Source organism: Polaromonas sp. 39-63-25 (assembly GCF_002278925.1).
In the GTDB taxonomy this organism is placed as follows: Bacteria; Pseudomonadota; Gammaproteobacteria; order Burkholderiales; family Burkholderiaceae_C; genus Polaromonas.
Genome location: NZ_NCJH01000019.1, coordinates 1 through 14,576 on the forward strand (window position 1 = coordinate 1; position 14,576 = coordinate 14,576).

General features: G+C 63.9%; 15 protein-coding genes and 1 pseudogene. 5 read left to right on the forward strand and 11 right to left on the reverse strand.

What is annotated here, in order from left to right:
* Positions 1-211, forward strand: a pseudogene (locus B7X65_RS18775) (RNA-binding protein); the annotation flags it as partial.
* Between the two features lie 128 nt (positions 212-339).
* Here B7X65_RS18775 and B7X65_RS18780 read toward each other — a convergent pair.
* The 4 genes from B7X65_RS18780 to B7X65_RS18795 form a co-directional block, all read right to left on the reverse strand.
* Positions 340-1,122 (reverse strand): SDR family oxidoreductase, encoded by a 783-nt coding sequence (locus B7X65_RS18780; protein ID WP_293595820.1) that lies wholly within the window; start codon positions 1,120-1,122, stop codon positions 340-342.
* A gap of 62 nt (positions 1,123-1,184) precedes the next feature.
* Positions 1,185-1,874: an LPS export ABC transporter periplasmic protein LptC gene (gene lptC, locus B7X65_RS18785; protein WP_293595821.1), complete on the reverse strand. Its 690-nt coding sequence runs from the start codon at positions 1,872-1,874 to the stop codon at positions 1,185-1,187.
* The gene (locus B7X65_RS18790; protein WP_293595822.1) at positions 1,874-2,476 is read right to left on the reverse strand and encodes an HAD hydrolase family protein; all 603 of its coding nucleotides are present in this window, start codon (positions 2,474-2,476) and stop codon (positions 1,874-1,876) included. Before B7X65_RS18790 ends, lptC begins: the two co-directional genes overlap by 1 nt.
* Before the next feature lie 8 nt (positions 2,477-2,484).
* Positions 2,485-3,477, reverse strand: coding sequence for a KpsF/GutQ family sugar-phosphate isomerase (locus B7X65_RS18795; RefSeq protein WP_293595823.1), 993 nt, complete (start codon positions 3,475-3,477; stop codon positions 2,485-2,487).
* Positions 3,478-3,567: 90 nt separating this feature from the next.
* Between B7X65_RS18795 and B7X65_RS18800 the strand changes: the two genes are divergently transcribed.
* Genes B7X65_RS18800 through B7X65_RS18810 form a run of 3 tightly spaced genes read left to right on the forward strand, consistent with a single transcriptional unit; the run spans position 3,568 to position 6,681 of the window.
* Positions 3,568-5,553 (forward strand): monovalent cation:proton antiporter family protein, encoded by a 1,986-nt coding sequence (locus tag B7X65_RS18800; RefSeq protein ID WP_293595879.1) that lies wholly within the window; start codon positions 3,568-3,570, stop codon positions 5,551-5,553.
* A 14-nt stretch (positions 5,554-5,567) separates the two neighbouring features.
* Positions 5,568-6,110: a histidine phosphatase family protein gene (locus B7X65_RS18805; RefSeq protein ID WP_293595824.1), complete on the forward strand. Its 543-nt coding sequence runs from the start codon at positions 5,568-5,570 to the stop codon at positions 6,108-6,110.
* 4 nt (positions 6,111-6,114) lie between these two features.
* Positions 6,115-6,681 (forward strand): adenine phosphoribosyltransferase, encoded by a 567-nt coding sequence (locus B7X65_RS18810; protein ID WP_293595825.1) that lies wholly within the window; start codon positions 6,115-6,117, stop codon positions 6,679-6,681.
* A 107-nt stretch (positions 6,682-6,788) separates the two neighbouring features.
* Here the strand turns inward: B7X65_RS18810 and B7X65_RS18815 are convergent, their stop codons facing one another.
* The 7 genes from B7X65_RS18815 to rpmH all read right to left on the reverse strand — a co-directional run bounded on the left by B7X65_RS18815 (position 6,789) and on the right by rpmH (position 12,616).
* Positions 6,789-7,586 carry a hypothetical protein gene (locus B7X65_RS18815; protein ID WP_293595826.1) on the reverse strand — a complete coding sequence of 266 codons (798 nt, stop codon included), beginning with the start codon at positions 7,584-7,586 and terminating at the stop codon, positions 6,789-6,791.
* Between the two features lie 255 nt (positions 7,587-7,841).
* Positions 7,842-8,333, reverse strand: coding sequence for a Crp/Fnr family transcriptional regulator (locus B7X65_RS18820; RefSeq protein ID WP_293595827.1), 492 nt, complete (start codon positions 8,331-8,333; stop codon positions 7,842-7,844).
* Positions 8,334-8,472: 139 nt separating this feature from the next.
* Positions 8,473-9,921 (reverse strand): tRNA uridine-5-carboxymethylaminomethyl(34) synthesis GTPase MnmE, encoded by a 1,449-nt coding sequence (mnmE, locus tag B7X65_RS18825; protein WP_293595828.1) that lies wholly within the window; start codon positions 9,919-9,921, stop codon positions 8,473-8,475.
* A 45-nt stretch (positions 9,922-9,966) separates the two neighbouring features.
* On the reverse strand, positions 9,967-11,694 hold the full coding sequence (gene yidC, locus B7X65_RS18830) for a membrane protein insertase YidC (RefSeq protein WP_293595829.1): 1,728 nt from the start codon (positions 11,692-11,694) through the stop codon (positions 9,967-9,969).
* The gene (gene yidD / locus B7X65_RS18835; protein WP_293595880.1) at positions 11,691-11,981 is read right to left on the reverse strand and encodes a membrane protein insertion efficiency factor YidD; all 291 of its coding nucleotides are present in this window, start codon (positions 11,979-11,981) and stop codon (positions 11,691-11,693) included. The genes yidC and yidD overlap by 4 nt, the downstream gene beginning before the upstream one ends.
* 44 nt (positions 11,982-12,025) lie before the next feature.
* Entirely contained in the window at positions 12,026-12,436 is a 411-nt protein-coding gene (locus tag B7X65_RS18840; protein WP_293595881.1) for a ribonuclease P protein component, read from the reverse strand.
* 45 nt (positions 12,437-12,481) lie between these two features.
* Positions 12,482-12,616 carry a 50S ribosomal protein L34 gene (rpmH, locus tag B7X65_RS18845; RefSeq protein ID WP_077595646.1) on the reverse strand — a complete coding sequence of 45 codons (135 nt, stop codon included), beginning with the start codon at positions 12,614-12,616 and terminating at the stop codon, positions 12,482-12,484.
* Positions 12,617-13,043: 427 nt separating this feature from the next.
* On the opposite strand from rpmH, the gene dnaA reads away from it, so the two are divergent.
* Complete coding sequence (dnaA, locus tag B7X65_RS18850) at positions 13,044-14,438, forward strand: chromosomal replication initiator protein DnaA (RefSeq protein ID WP_293595830.1); 1,395 nt, start codon at positions 13,044-13,046, stop codon at positions 14,436-14,438.
* Positions 14,439-14,576 lie beyond the last annotated feature (138 nt).

Genomic DNA, 14,576 nt, shown 5'->3' on the forward strand with positions numbered 1-14,576 from the left:
TCTGGGCGGCCGCAGCGTTGTCGTCAACGAAGCCCGTCCGATGGAAGCTCGTCCTCCACGCACTGGCGGCGGCTTCGGCGGCGGTAGCGGTGGTGGCGGCGGCTACGGTGGTGGTGGCGGCGGTGGTGGCTACGGCGGTGGTGGTGGCGGCCGTTCCGGCGGCGGCGGCTACGGTGGTGGTGGCTCTGGCGGTGGACGCGGCGGCTACTAAGCCCTGACCCCCAGCCTCTTCAGCTTCGGCTGAAAACAGCTTTAAAAGGCTTCAAGACTTAGGTTTTGAAGCCTTTTTGCATGGTGGCCCTTAAAGCGCGGGCGTATGCAGCTATTGTTTTTATAGCGTTAAAGCGGTTTTTCCGGTTGCCGGTGTTTGCGCGGCCGGCCCGCCAGGGCCTTGTCAAACACCGCATTGGGCAACAGGCGCAGCAGCTTGGCCACCACGCCCATCTCCCAGGGAATCACGCGGTAACTGGCGCCGGCCTCAATGGCTGCGAAGGCCTTGTCGGCAAACGCCGCTGGCTGCATCAGAAACGGCATGGCGTAGCGGTTCTTCTGCGTCAGCGGCGTATCGATGTAGCCGGGACACAGGGTCACGACCTTCACGCCCGAAGGCCGCAGCTCGCCACGCAGGCTCTCGCAATAGCTGATCACCGCCGCTTTGCTGGCACAGTAGGCGCCGTGGCCAGGCAGTCCGCGAATGCCCGCCACGCTGCCGATGCCCACCAGCGAACCCGAACCCCGCTGCACCATGGCATCCACAAAGGGATGAAACGTCGCCGCCAGGCCGATATTGTTGGTGGCAAACGTCTGCGCCATCACCTCCAGGTCCTCGCGCACCGCCGTGTCCATGCCGATGCTGATGCCGGCGTTGGCCACCACCACATCCGGCACCCCCTGGGCCGCCATGCAGGCCTGCCCCGACGCCACAATGCTGTTGCTGTCCGCCACATTTGCGCTATAGATTTTATAGCTTTCAGCGCTTATTCCATGAGCCTGAGCCCATGACTCCACCTCGGAGGTCCGGCGCGCCACCAGTGCCAGCCGGTACCCGGCCTGAAAAAACCGCAGGGCCAGGGCCTGGCCAATGCCGCTGGAGGCGCCGGTGATGAAAACGAGTCTGGACATGGAGAACTCCTGCCGGGCCTGAACAGGCTGGCTGATTTTTTGCAGGCGGCCACCGGCCGCCGTCAGGGCGCGCCACCCGCGGGGGCTTTGCGCGGTACGAGCACGCCTTTGACGCGCCCCTTGAGGTCTGCCACGCGGTCCAGATTGTCGTAGGCAAAGGTGTCGCCGGCAAACTGGTCGCTGCCACGCGTGATGACCACCGGCAGGTGCGACTTGGCGCGCTCCTCGTTGACAAACACGTGCAGGAACTCGCCCTGGAATTCGAGCCGCGGGATTTCCTGGCCGGCCGCATTCACGGCCGCTTCGCGCACCACGCGGGCATTGCCGATGAGCTGGACTTCCGAGCCGTCGGCATTGGTCAGGGCCCGGTTTCCGGTGGAGGTTGTCAGCCGGCCTTCCAGGCTGTAGCTGCGGATCAGCGCCTGGTCGATCTCCAGCGTGTCGGTGTCGGGATAGTGGCGCAGTTCGGCGCCGGAGACATCGCTCTTGAGCCGCCCCGCATCGTCAAAGGTCTTGATGCCGAATTTGCGCATGTAGTAGTCCGGCTCGGCGCTGACCGCCCGCTGGCCTTCCGGCGGCAGCGAGGCGGGCGTGTTTCTCACCAGCCAGTATGTGCCCAAGGCCAGCACACCCATCATCAGCACCGGGATGTAGATGGCGGTGCGCTCCCACAGCAGCGACACCCTGTCCAGCGCGTTGCGCCAGGCGGGAACCACGCCGGCGGGCGGGCCCAGGGCGGGGTTGGCGGCCATCAGGCGGTGTACTCCTGCAGCAAGGCCGCGTAGCGGCCACTGGCCACCATCAGCAGGTCGCAGAACTCACGCACGGCGCCGTCCCCACCGCAGGCCCGCGTGACATGCGTGGCCAGGGCCTTGACCTCCACATGCGCGTTGGCGGGTGCGCAACTGAAGGCAACGCGGCGCATCACCGGCAGGTCGGGCCAGTCATCCCCCATGAACGCCGCCTGCGACCAGTCCAGCCCCAGCGCCTTGAGCGTGATCTCGGCCGCCGGTCGTTTGTCTTCGGTTCCGAAATGGGCATGCACGATACCGAGGGCCTGCAAGCGCGTCCGCAGCACGGCGCTGTCGCGCCCGGTGATCACCGCCGGGGTGATGCCGGCACGTTGCAGCAATTTCAGGCCATGCCCGTCGAGGGAGTTGAAGCGTTTGAGCGTCTCGCCCGCGGCATTGAAGCCGGCTTGCGGCGTCGCCCGGGGGTCGCCTTCCGGGTATTCACCGAAATAAAGGCCGCCGTCGGTGAGCACGCCGTCGACATCGAAAAAAGCCACCTTGACCTGGCGAGCAGGCAGCAGCAGTTCTGGCGCGAAATTCAGGGCAGGCAAACAGGGTTTCATCAATGGCTTCAAATGACTTTGGCACGCAGCAAGTCGTTGCTGTTGAGCGCGCCACACAAGGCGCCCGCATCGTCCACCACCAGCACACTGGTGATGCGGTACTGCTCCATCAGCGCCACCGCCTCCACGGCCAGCGCGCCGGCGTGCAACGTACGCGGATCGGGATGCATGACTTCGGCAGCTTTGCTGGCCCGCAGGTCCACGCCTTTTTCAATCAGCCGGCGTAGATCACCATCGGTGAAAATGCCACGCACCTGGCGCGCGTCATCGACGATGGCCGAAGCGCCCAGGCCTTTCCTGCTCATCTCGCGCATCAATTCCGTAAAACTGGCTTGCAAGCCAACCGCAGGAACAGCATCGCCGGTGCGCATCACATCCTCGATATGCGTCAGCAGCTTGCGGCCCAGCGCGCCTCCCGGGTGGGAGCGGGCAAAGTCTTCTTCCCTGAAGCCGCGTGCGTCGAGCAGCGCAACCGCCAGCGCATCGCCCAGCGCCATTTGCGCAGTGGTGCTGGCCGTCGGCGCCAGATTAAGCGGACAGGCCTCCGCATCCACGGCGCTGTTCAGGACAATGTCGGCGTGCTTCGCAAGCGTCGATTCGGCCCGGCCGGTCATCGCCACCAGCGTCACCCCAAGGCGCTTCAGGGCCGGCAGGATGACCGCCAGCTCCTCGACCTCGCCGGAGTTGGAAATCGCCAGCACGACGTCCCCGGGCGAGACCATGCCGAGGTCGCCGTGGCTGGCTTCCGCCGGGTGGACAAACATGGCCGGCGTACCGGTGGACGCAAGCGTCGCGGAAATTTTACGGCCCACGTGGCCGCTTTTCCCCATGCCCATCACCACGACCCGCCCCTTGCAGGCCAGCATGCCATGCACAGCTTGCGCGAACTCGGGGCCGACCCGGGTTTTCAGGCCGAGTACCGCGGCGGCTTCTATGTCAAAGGTTCTGTGGGCCAATGCCAGCGCTTGCGCAGGGTCGAATTTCGCGGGATCAAAGCTCATGCCTGCATTCTATAGAGCCGCACTGAATCAGGGCCTGCCATGCCCGGTCGCCACCCGGGGGAAAAGACCCCCATCGGCTACCATCAAAGCATGACCGCGCTCGAACTCACCCTGCTGTATTTGCTGGCTGCTGTGCTGGGTGTGGTCGCCTGCCGTTCGCTCAAACTGCCGCCCATGCTCGGTTACCTGGCCGTCGGGGTGGTGATCGGACCGAACGCGCTGGCATTGGCCGAGAATTCCGACGGGGTGCGCCATCTCGGCGAGTTCGGCGTGGTTTTCCTGATGTTTGTGATCGGGCTCGAGTTCAACCTGCCCAAGCTGCGCTCCATGCGGCGCCACGTTTTCGGTCTGGGCCTGCTCCAGGTCGCTACAACCATTGTGCTGGCCACGGTAGGCTCCCTGTTTCTGGCCACCCTGGCGCCCACCCTGTGGAAGATGTCCTGGCAGACCGCGCTGGCACTCTCCGGCGCGATTGCCATGAGCAGCACGGCGGTGGTGGTCAAGCTGCTGTCCGAGCGGCTGGAGCTCGATTCCGAACACGGCAAACGCGTGATAGGCGTGCTGCTGTTCCAGGACCTGGCCGTGGTGCCGCTGCTGGTGCTGATCCCCGCGCTGGGCGCCTCGCCGGACAAGCTGCTGATGGCTCTGGCGGTTGCCGCGCTCAAGGCGACCGTGCTGGTCGGCTTGCTGATGACCGGCGGCCAGCGCATCATGCGCTGGTGGCTCACGCTGGTGGCCAGACGCAAAAGCGACGAGCTGTTTGTGCTGAACCTGCTGCTGGTCACGCTGGCGCTGGCCTGGCTGACCGAACTGGCGGGGTTGAGCCTGGCACTCGGCGCGTTTATCGCCGGCATGCTGATCTCGGAAACCGAATACAAGCACCAGGTGGAAACCGACATCCGGCCCTTCCATGACGTGTTGCTCGGCCTGTTTTTCATCAGCATCGGCATGATGCTGGACTGGCGGCTCGTGCTCGAGCGCTGGCCGCTGGTGCTGCTGCTGCTGACCGTGCCGGTGCTGTTCAAGTTGGTCATGATCACGGCGCTGGCGCGCGGCCTGGGCGCCACTACCGGCGTGTCGCTGCGCACCGGCCTGTACCTGGCGCAGGCCGGCGAGTTCGGCTTTGTGCTGCTGACCCTGGCGCAGGGCAACAACCTGATTCCCCCGTCGCTGCTCAACCCCATCCTGGCGAGCATGGTGCTGTCGATGCTGGCCACGCCTTTCATCATCATGTACAGCAACCGCATCGTGATGAAGCTGGTCTCCAGCGAATGGCTGCAGCAGTCACTGCAGATGACCACGATTGCGCGCAAGTCCATCAACACCGACCGGCACGTGATCGTCTGCGGCTATGGCCGCTGCGGCCAGAACCTCGGCCACATGCTGGAGCGCGAAGGCATTCCCTACATCGCGCTGGACCTGGATCCGGACCGGGTGCGCCAGGCCGCAGCGGCTGGCGATTCGGTGGTGTTCGGCGATGCCGTGCGGCTGCAGTCGCTGATGGCGGCCGGCCTGGCGCGCGCCAGCGCCGTGGTGGTGACCTACCTGGACACCGCCAGCGCGCTCAAGGTGCTGGCCAACATCCGTTCCCATGCGCCCACGGTGCCCGTGATTGTGCGCACGGTGGACGACCGCGACCTGGAAAAGCTGCAGGCCGCCGGCGCCACCGAGGTGGTGCCCGAGGCCATCGAAGCCAGCCTGATGCTGGCCAGCCATGCGCTGGCACTGGTGGGCGTGCCCATGCGCCGCGTGATCCGCGTGGTACAGGACCAGCGCGACGCGCGCTACAACCTGCTGCGCGGCTACTTCCGCGGTGCCGACGACGACACGACAGGCGATCTGGAGCAGGAACGCCTGACCACCGTCACGCTGCCGCTCGGCATCAAGTCAGCCGGCCGACCCCTGGGCGAGTTGGCACTGCACGCGACCGGTGTGCGCGTGGTCAGCCTGCGCCGTGGCGGCGGCAAGACCCTCGAAGCGCTGGACACCACGCTGCTCGAGGGCGGCGACACCTTGGTGCTGTCGGGCAAATCCGAAGCCCTGGCCCTGGCCGAGCAGAAACTTTTGCGCGGCTGAGCGCTCCCAGGCTCATGGACCGACGACTTTTCACCGGCGCGCTGCTGGCCGCCCCCTGGCTGGCCGGCGCGCAAACCGACCCGCTCGCCACCCGCCTTCGCGCGGGCGCCTGTGTGATGTTGCTGCGCCATGCGCAGACCGTGCCCGGCGTTGGTGACCCGCCGGACTTTCGCCTTGACCGGTGCAGCACGCAGCGCAACCTCAGCGAAGAAGGGCGCCTGCAGGCCCGGCATATCGGCCAGTGGTTCACGTCCCGCGGCTTGCAGCCACGCGCCGTCCAGTCCAGCGCCTGGTGCCGTTGCAAGGACACAGCGGACCTGGCATTCGGCAGCCACCGGGTTTGGCCGGCGCTGAACTCCTTTTTCGGGTCCGCCGGCGGGGAAACCCAGACGGCGCAATTGCGCGCGGCACTGGGCCGCATCCCGGCGGGGCATTTCGAGGTGTGGGTCACCCACCAGGTCAACATGACGGCGCTGACCGGTGAAGGCATGACGATGGGAGAAGGCCTGGTGGTCGATGCAAGGGGCAAAATGGTGGCCCGCAGCACTTTTGGCTAGATCCATGCCCTCCACCCGCGACGCGTTCAATTTCGGCCCCTATCTCCGCAGCCACATCCGCACCGTGCCCGACTGGCCGACACCCGGTGTCCAGTTTCGCGACATCACGCCGCTGCTGCAGGACCCGAAGGTGTTCCGTGTGCTGATTGACGCGTTTGTGCACCGCTACATGGATCCGGCGCTGCGCCCCGACGTGGTGGCCGGGCTGGATGCGCGCGGCTTCATTCTCGGCGCGGTCGTGGCGTACGAACTCAACATCGGTTTTGTGCCGATCCGCAAAAAAGGCAAGCTGCCGTTCACCACCGTGCAGGAAACCTATGAACTGGAATACGGCAGCGCCACCGTCGAGCTGCACACAGATGCCGTCAAGACCGGCGACAGGGTGCTGCTGATCGACGACCTCATCGCCACCGGCGGCACCATGATGGCCGGTAAAAAACTGCTGGAAAAGCTGGGCGCCCGCGTCATGGAAGGCGCTGCGATTGTGGATCTGCCAGAGCTGGGCGGCTCCGCCAAGCTGCGTGACGCCGGTCTGCCGCTGTTCACGCTGGTGGATTTCGCCGGCCATTGAGCTCGGTCAATCGCTATCAATTCAATAGCCGTCGGCGCCCATCTACAAAGGGCTGGAGGTCGATTTGATTCAATATTCCAGAAAATGCGGGCAGCTGCGCCCGCAGTTCACATCAGGTCGCCGTACTGCGTTGCACTGAGCGCCGGCGCCGAGACAGGCATCTCCGGCATCTCGGTGTCTTCAAAGCCGGTGAGCAGGGTGTAGGAGTGCGGGCCGCTGCGGGTTGACACGCCTTTTGCCACCTGCGCCGCGCCGCCGTTGGCGGACGCGGCAGCCAGGGCCTGCTTGAAAGCGGTCACTTCGTCGTCCTGAATGGGTTCAAAACGGGAGGTGATCGGCGCCGCAACAGCCGTCTCGACGGCGGCAACGGCAGCGACAGCCGGCTCGGGTAACGCGGCTGGCGCGCTGTGCGGCTGGGCGCCGTGGGTGCTGGGCCGGGGGCGGCCCACCGACACCAGCTCGTTCATGCGCCAGTACACGGCCGTCACACGGATGTTGTAGCGCGACTTGGCGCTCTGGGCAATCATCACCTCGATTTCCGCCAGACGATCCGTCTGGCCGCCGAACTCCTGCGCCAGGTCCATCATGACCATGAACTGGTCACCGCGCGGGTCCAGGGACAACACCTTGAATTTGTAGCTGGCCGACAGGACGCCGGCCCGGATCATGGCCTCGCGCACGGCGGCATACAGCAGCTCCCTCTTGGCATGCCGCTGGGATTTCTGCTCGCCGGCGTGTTCGCCGGCTTTCAGGGGTGTTGGCACCGAAGCCCTGGCCCGCGCGCCTGCCACCGGCCGGGTCCGCTCATCGCGCGTCAGCCCCGAACTGTCGCCGCCAGGCCGCGCCTTGCCGGAGACGCGCTGGTCGTTGCTGGAGGTACCCGAAAACCAACTGAAAAATGACATCGTCTGGCGCCTGGAAAATGATGGCTGCGCATGCAGCGATCGGGTGGTGTTGCAGGAGGCCTGCAACTTTCATCGGTCTAGTTTACTGATTCCCCTTGTCAAGGCAGCCCGCGCCGGGCGGATGCAAGGTACCGCCGGTAAGTCCTGGCGCCCATCCCTGCAATAAATCACGTTATCGCCGCCTGAATGCACAGCCAGCGCCTTGTTTACACCTGCCTTTGTGGTGACGCCACCACTGACCACGACCCAGCGCCCTCAGGTGACCGCCACACGTTTGGGACGGTTGTACAGGCGCCTGGCCATCACCCCGCCCATGGCCAGACACAGTTCGAGCGCGATCGGGCTGTGCCGGTTGGACAGCTCCTTGAAACGAATCGCGGTGAGACACCAGAGCTGGCAGGCGTTGGTGGCCTGCACGGTGGCGTTGCGCGGCAGGCGCGAGAAAAAAGCGCCTTCGCCCACCATGGAACCCGCAGCCACCATGGCCAGCCGTACGCGGCCCTTTTCGTCCTGGTAGTGAACGCTCAGCGTCCCGCTCTCGATGAAATACAGGGTCTGGTCCGCCGAACCCTGCTCGATCAGCGACTGCCCCTGTTGCAGCGCGAAAGGCTGTATGTAGCCGGCCAGCACGTCCCACTGCTGCGGGGTGAGCTGACAGCGCAGCGCGTCGCTGGCATGGCTGTGCGCCATCGCATTGATCAGCCCCTGGATGTCAAAGCGGACCGAAGTGGGAAGGGGTGCGTTCATGATGGGTGGAAGATACCCTTCGCGGGGACCTTGCCGCAAGGGACGTTAACGCCCGTTTACACCTGATACACCGGCACGCCACACGTAATCTGTCCGCTGTCACCGTCGGCCCAGGCCGGGGTCACCCATCGTTAGCGTGCTATTTGCCGATGCAGAATTTCGAAAAAATCTCGCCGAGCAGGTCATCGGTCGTGAACTGGCCGGTGATGTCGCCCAGGGCATTCTGGGCCTGGCGCAGGTCTTCCGCCAGCAGGTCCAGCGCAGGCGCCGGTGCATGCAGCTGGGCGGCGGCTCGCGCGAGTTGCGCCTCGACCTGGCGTAGCGCCCGTACATGGCGCTCCCGGGCCATGAACACCCCTTCGGGCGCGGCCTGCCAGCCCACCACCTGCAGCAACTGCTGACGCAGCTGCTGCAGGCCAGCGCCGGTTTTGGCGGAGATGAGCACGCCTGAAGAAACCGTGGCCAGCACGTCGGCACCGGCCATGTCGGACTTGTTCCAGACATCGATCACCGGCGTGTTGGCAGGCAACCTGTCGGTGATGGCGTCAGCGATTTGGGCGTCTGCCGCGAGGTAGTTCATGGCAATGCGGAGATCCTCGGGCGTGTGCTGGCGCGTCAGGTCGTGCAGGAACAGCACGGCATCGGCACTCTGGATTTCCGTCCAGGCGCGCTCGATGCCGATTTTTTCTACTTCATCGACCTCGGGCAGCAGGCTGTCGCGCAGGCCTGCGGTGTCCACCACATGCAGGGGGACACCATCGATCTGGATCAGTTCGCTGACCTTGTCGCGCGTGGTGCCGGCCACCGGCGTCACGATGGCCAGCTCGGCACCCGCCAGCGCATTGAGCAGCGAGCTTTTGCCGGCGTTGGGCTGGCCGGCAATGACGACCTTGATGCCTTCCCGCAGGATGGCGCCCTGCTGCGTGCGCTGCAGTACCGTGGCCAGCGTCTGCTGCAGACGGGTCAGCTGGCCCTGGGCATCGGCCTTCTGCAGGAAGTCAATATCTTCCTCGGGGAAATCGAGCGTGGCTTCCACCAGCATGCGCAGGTGCACCAGCTGGTCGAGCAGCGCATGAACCTCTTTGGAAAACTCCCCGGACAGCGAACGTGCCGCCGATCGTGCGGCCGTTTCGGTGCTGGCGTCGATCAGGTCGGCAATGGCCTCGGCCTGCGCCAGATCGATCTTGTCGTTCAGAAAAGCTCGCTCGGTGAATTCACCGGGCTGGGCCAGGCGCAGGCCGGCGAGCCGCGGCCGCCCCGTGGCGGCATCATTTTCTGCCGCCGCCTCCAGGCAGCGTGCCAGCAGCAACTGAAGCACCACCGGCCCGCCATGGGCCTGCAACTCGAGCACATCTTCGCCGGTGTAGGAATGCGGCGCCGGAAAAAAAATCGCGAGCCCCTGGTCGATCGGCTGGCCGGCCGCGTCGCCAAAAGGCAGGTAGGTGGCCTGCCGGGGTGTCAGCGCGCGCCCGCACAAGGCCTCGACCAGCGGTGCCATGGCCTTGCCTGAAATGCGGACGATGCCCACCGCACCGCGGCCGGGCGCAGTGGTGATGGCAGCGATGGGGTCGTGGTGACGGGCCAGCATGAGGGCACCATGTTAAAGGGCCGCGAAGCGGCCCTTTTTTTGTGTTTACTTGAACTTCGGCAAATTGAACTGCGGCGGCACACCCATGCGGGTGTTGATCACCCACTGCTGCGCGATCGACAGCACGTTGTTGGTGATCCAGTAGAGCACCAGGCCGGCCGGGAAGAAGAAGAACATCACGCTGAAGATCAGCGGCATGAACCACATCAGTTTGGCCTGCATCGGATCGGGTGGCGTCGGGTTCAGGGCCGTCTGCAGCATGGTGGTCAGGGTCATCACGATGGGCAGGATGAAGTAAGGATCCGGCGAGGACAAATCCTTGATCCACAAAATCCAGGGTGCGTTGCGCATCTCGACCGAGCTGAGCAACACCCAGTACAGGGCAATGAACACGGGAATCTGGATCAGGATGGGGAAGCAGCCCCCCATGGGGTTGACCTTTTCGTCGCGGTACATCTTCATCATGGCCTGCTGCATTTCCTGCGGCTTGTCTTTCAGCCGCTCGCGCATTTCCATGATCTTCGGATTGACCGCCTTCATCTTGGCCATGCTGGCGTAAGCCTTGGCGTTGAGCCAGTAGAACGCGGCCTTGAGCAGCAGCACCAGCGCCACGATGGACCAGCCCCAGTTCTGCAGGAAGCCGTGCAGCTTGTCGAGCAGCCAGTACAGCGGTTTGGCCAGAATCGTCAGCCAGCCGTAGTCCTTGACCAGCTCCAGGCCGGGCGCAATGGCTTCGAGCTGCTTTTCAATCTGGGGGCCCACAAAAAACCGGGCCTCCACCGTTTTGGTGGTGCCGGGCGCCACAGCCCCCAGCGGCGTGATCATGCCCACCGCATACAGGTTGGTGTCGACCTTGCGCAGGAAGATATCGCGCTGGACGCCGTCGGCCAGCATCCAGGCCGACGCAAAATAATGCTGCACCATGGCCACGTAGCCATTGCTCGCCTGTTTCTCGACGTCCACCTTGTTTTTCTCGATGTCGCTGAACTCGACCTTCTGGTATTTCTTGGCCTCGGTATAAAGCGCCGGGCCGGTGAAGGTGGAATAAAACGAAGACTCGCCGGGCGGCTTGTTGCCGTCGCGCACCAGCTGCAGGTAAAGCTGCGGCGAAGCCGCGCTGCTGCCCGTGTTGACCACGTCGTGACGCACGGTCATGTCATAGACACCGCGCTTGAGCGTGTAGGTCTTGACCAGCTTGACACCGCCGACCTCGGCCGACTCGAACTTGACTTCCAGGGTGTCCTGCCCGTCCTTGAGCGTACGCTCGCCGGGAACTGCGGTCATCAATGTCTTGTGGGTCGGGAAACTGCCGCCCTCGGCGCCGGCAATCAATCCGGACTGCGCCACATAGACACGCGCCGCACTTTCATCAAGCAGCACAAAGCCCGAGGACTGGTCGACCATGTCCTTGTGCTTGAGGAAGGAGGAGTGGACCAGCGTGCCGCCTTCGGTGTCGAAAGTCAGGCTCAGCACATCGGTGTTGACGACCAGACGCTCCTTGGTGGCCGACGGCGTGGTGGCAGGCAGCGCACCCGGCGCCGAAGCCGCCGCGGCACCGGCCACCGGGGCCGGCACGGCACTGCCGCCGACCGGGCCGGTGGGCACACTGGCGGCACTGGCCGGCTTGTTCGCCGGTGCCGTGCTGCTCACGGCGGGGGCGGGCGACGGGAAAAAGGTGGCCTTGTTGCCATTGAAAAGCTGCCACTGGTCCCACAGCAGGACCATGGAAAAACCAAAAATCACCCACAAAATGGTACGGCGAATGTCGTTCATGACGGCTTCTTTTTAGAGGGGATCGAGGCCACGGGCGTGACCAGACGGGTGAAAAGGGAAGGACGGCCGGAAGGCGGCGGCACCGGATCGTAACCGCCGCTGCACCAGGGGTGGCAACGCGCCACCCGGTAAAGCGTCAGGTAGCTGCCCCGGGCGGCGCCATGCTGCTGCAAGGCCTGCAGTGAATAAGCTGAACAAGTCGGCTCAAAGCGGCACGACGATCCCAGCCAGGGGCTGAGCAGGAGGCGGTAACCCTTGACCAGGGCCACCAGTGTTTTCTGCGGCAACCGGCTCAGCGTCACCGCCGCACGGCGAAGCGTGGACAGCGCGCTCATGCGGCCTGCGCCCCGGCCTGCATCAAGGCCTGCACTTCGCTGCGTACGGCCTGCTTGAGCGCCTCCGAGCTGGCGCTGACAAATTCCTTGCGCGAAAAGTCACGACGCAAACGGATCACCCACCCGGAACGGGACAGGCGAGGCGAAAAATCAGCGCTCACGGTGTAGATCTGTCTTTTGATGGCGTTGCGCGTGACGGCCCGTTTGGCCCAGCGTTTGGGCACCATCGCCCCGACCCAGACATCCTGAACGGGAAACAGGTCCGGCGTGTCATGGGTCTTGCTGGGCACGGTTTGCGCGTTCATGGCATCGAGCGCATTGCGGTGCAATGCGAAATGCGTTGTTCTTGCAACAATGACGCCAGCAAGGACTGCCTGGAACTGGGGTCGGGTTTTAAGCCGCTGCACTAGCGCCAGGCGTCCGCGAAGCAATAGGCCTGCTGGACCCGGCGCTTAGACAGCCAGGCGCTTGCGGCCCTTGGCGCGACGGGCCGCAATCACTGCGCGGCCGCCACGTGTTTTCATGCGTGACAGGAAACCGTGCGTACGGGCGCGCTTGACTTTGGAAGGTTGGTATGTGCGTTTCATGATGGGTCCTACAAGCTACAAAAAGCTCCCTTGTGCAAAATCTGAAAATTCTGCGATTCGATCCTGGCGGCTGTACAACACAACCAACTCTGCAAGTCAGCAGGGCCCGCAAGGCGTAAACGGTGCTTGAAAACAAGCATCGCCACGGCGCGCCGACCCGCTATGAATCAGGGAAACCCACGATTATCGCAGATTTCCCAACGCTGGCAACAAGTTAGGGGCCGCATTGCCGGTAAATGCTGAGATCCCCCTGTCAACGCCGGCGCCAGGGCCGCGCAGCGACCGCCCGGCGCTACCTAGGTTAAAACCCGAAGTCCTTTTTGTGTGGATAACTACGCCACACGACTACAATAACGGGTGCCAAAAATTAATAATATCCACAAGCAAAAGCATGCTGGCCAATGCGACTACCCAGCCCCCGGACACCATGCGTGAGGGAGCCGTTCACAGTTCAAGCCAGGACTTGTGGCAAAGCTGCGTGGACCATCTGGCGCAGGAACTGCCCGAGCAGCAGTTCAACACCTGGATCCGTCCGCTGGTGGCCGAGGTCGCCGGCGACCTGTCCAAAGTCACCATTCAAGTTGCCAACCGCTTCAAGCTGGACTGGATACGCGCGCAATATGCCGGCCGTATTTCTGCCCTGCTGGAGAAGGTTTCCGGCCACAGCATTCATCTTGAGTTAGCGCTCGCTCAGCGCGAACCCGGCACCAGGTCTGCACCTTTGACGCGCAGCTTCGAAGGTAACGGCGTCACCGAGCCGGCTGGCTTGGGCGTCGCAGAAGACGCTGCCGGTGCGCCGTTCAAGAGCCGGCTCAACACCGCGCTGACCTTCGACACCCTGATCGAGGGCACGGCCAACCGCATGGGCCGTGCCGCCGCGATGCATGTGGCCAGCAGTCTGGGCCAGCTTTACAACCCGCTGTTCATCTACGGCGGCGTCGGCCTGGGCAAGACCCACCTGATGCACGCCATCGGCAACAAGCTGATGGTCGACAACCCCGCCGCCAAAGTTCTCTACATCCACGCCGAGCAGTTTGTGTCGGATGTGGTTAAAGCCTACCAGCGCAAGACTTTTGACGAGTTCAAGGAGCGTTATCACTCGCTCGATCTGCTGCTGATCGACGACGTGCAGTTCCTCGCCAACAAGGACCGCACCCAGGAAGAGTTTTTCAACGCCTTTGAGGCGCTGCTGACCAAGAAGTCGCACATCGTGATGACCAGCGACACCTATCCCAAAGGCCTGACGGACATCCATGAGCGCCTGATCTCGCGTTTTGACTCGGGTTTGACGGTTGCCATCGAGCCGCCCGAGCTGGAGATGCGCGTGGCCATCCTGATCCGCAAGGCCGAGGCCGAAGGCACGGTCATGCCCGAAGAGGTCGCGTTTTTTGTGGCCAAGAACGTGCGCTCCAACGTGCGTGAGCTTGAAGGCGCTCTGCGCAAGATCCTCGCCTACTCCCGCTTCAACCTCAAGGAAATCTCCATCCAGCTGGCCCGGGAAGCCCTGCGCGACCTGTTGTCCATCCAGAACCGCCAGATATCGGTCGAGAACATCCAGAAGACCGTGGCCGACTATTACAAGATTAAAGTCGCCGACATGTATTCGAAGAAGCGGCCCGCCAGCATTGCCCGGCCGCGCCAGATTGCCATGTACCTGGCCAAGGAACTGACCCAGAAGAGCCTTCCCGAAATTGGCGAGCTGTTTGGCGGCCGCGACCACACCACCGTGCTGCACGCCGTGCGCAAGATGGCGGCCGAGCGCCAGCAGATGACCGAACTCAACCAGCAGCTGCACGTGCTGGAACAAACATTGAAAGGCTGAATTGAATACTTTTTCAGCAATTTCCCACCGGTTTCAGGCTTGCCTGACAACCATGGGGACAACTTTTGAACAACTGATGACTTATCCACAGGGGAAGTGGATTTCCGGAAGTTGTTCATGTCGAGCGGCAGAGTAGAG

What these genes read in the sequence shown, in the direction of transcription:
- B7X65_RS18780 (WP_293595820.1), bottom strand. Translation starts at nt 1,122, where the DNA reads ATGTCCAGACTCGTTTTCATCACCGGCGCCTCCAGCGGCATTGGCCAG.
- lptC (WP_293595821.1), bottom strand. Translation starts at nt 1,874, where the DNA reads ATGGCCGCCAACCCCGCCCTGGGCCCGCCCGCCGGCGTGGTTCCCGCC.
- B7X65_RS18795 (WP_293595823.1), bottom strand. Translation starts at nt 3,477, where the DNA reads ATGAGCTTTGATCCCGCGAAATTCGACCCTGCGCAAGCGCTGGCATTG.
- B7X65_RS18815 (WP_293595826.1), bottom strand. Translation starts at nt 7,586, where the DNA reads ATGTCATTTTTCAGTTGGTTTTCGGGTACCTCCAGCAACGACCAGCGC.
- rpmH (WP_077595646.1), bottom strand. Translation starts at nt 12,616, where the DNA reads ATGAAACGCACATACCAACCTTCCAAAGTCAAGCGCGCCCGTACGCAC.
- dnaA (WP_293595830.1), top strand. Translation starts at nt 13,044, where the DNA reads ATGCGTGAGGGAGCCGTTCACAGTTCAAGCCAGGACTTGTGGCAAAGC.
- B7X65_RS18790 (WP_293595822.1), bottom strand. Translation starts at nt 2,476, where the DNA reads ATGAAACCCTGTTTGCCTGCCCTGAATTTCGCGCCAGAACTGCTGCTG.
- B7X65_RS18810 (WP_293595825.1), top strand. Translation starts at nt 6,115, where the DNA reads ATGCCCTCCACCCGCGACGCGTTCAATTTCGGCCCCTATCTCCGCAGC.
- mnmE (WP_293595828.1), bottom strand. Translation starts at nt 9,921, where the DNA reads ATGCTGGCCCGTCACCACGACCCCATCGCTGCCATCACCACTGCGCCC.
- B7X65_RS18800 (WP_293595879.1), top strand. Translation starts at nt 3,568, where the DNA reads ATGACCGCGCTCGAACTCACCCTGCTGTATTTGCTGGCTGCTGTGCTG.
- B7X65_RS18805 (WP_293595824.1), top strand. Translation starts at nt 5,568, where the DNA reads ATGGACCGACGACTTTTCACCGGCGCGCTGCTGGCCGCCCCCTGGCTG.
- B7X65_RS18820 (WP_293595827.1), bottom strand. Translation starts at nt 8,333, where the DNA reads ATGAACGCACCCCTTCCCACTTCGGTCCGCTTTGACATCCAGGGGCTG.
- yidC (WP_293595829.1), bottom strand. Translation starts at nt 11,694, where the DNA reads ATGAACGACATTCGCCGTACCATTTTGTGGGTGATTTTTGGTTTTTCC.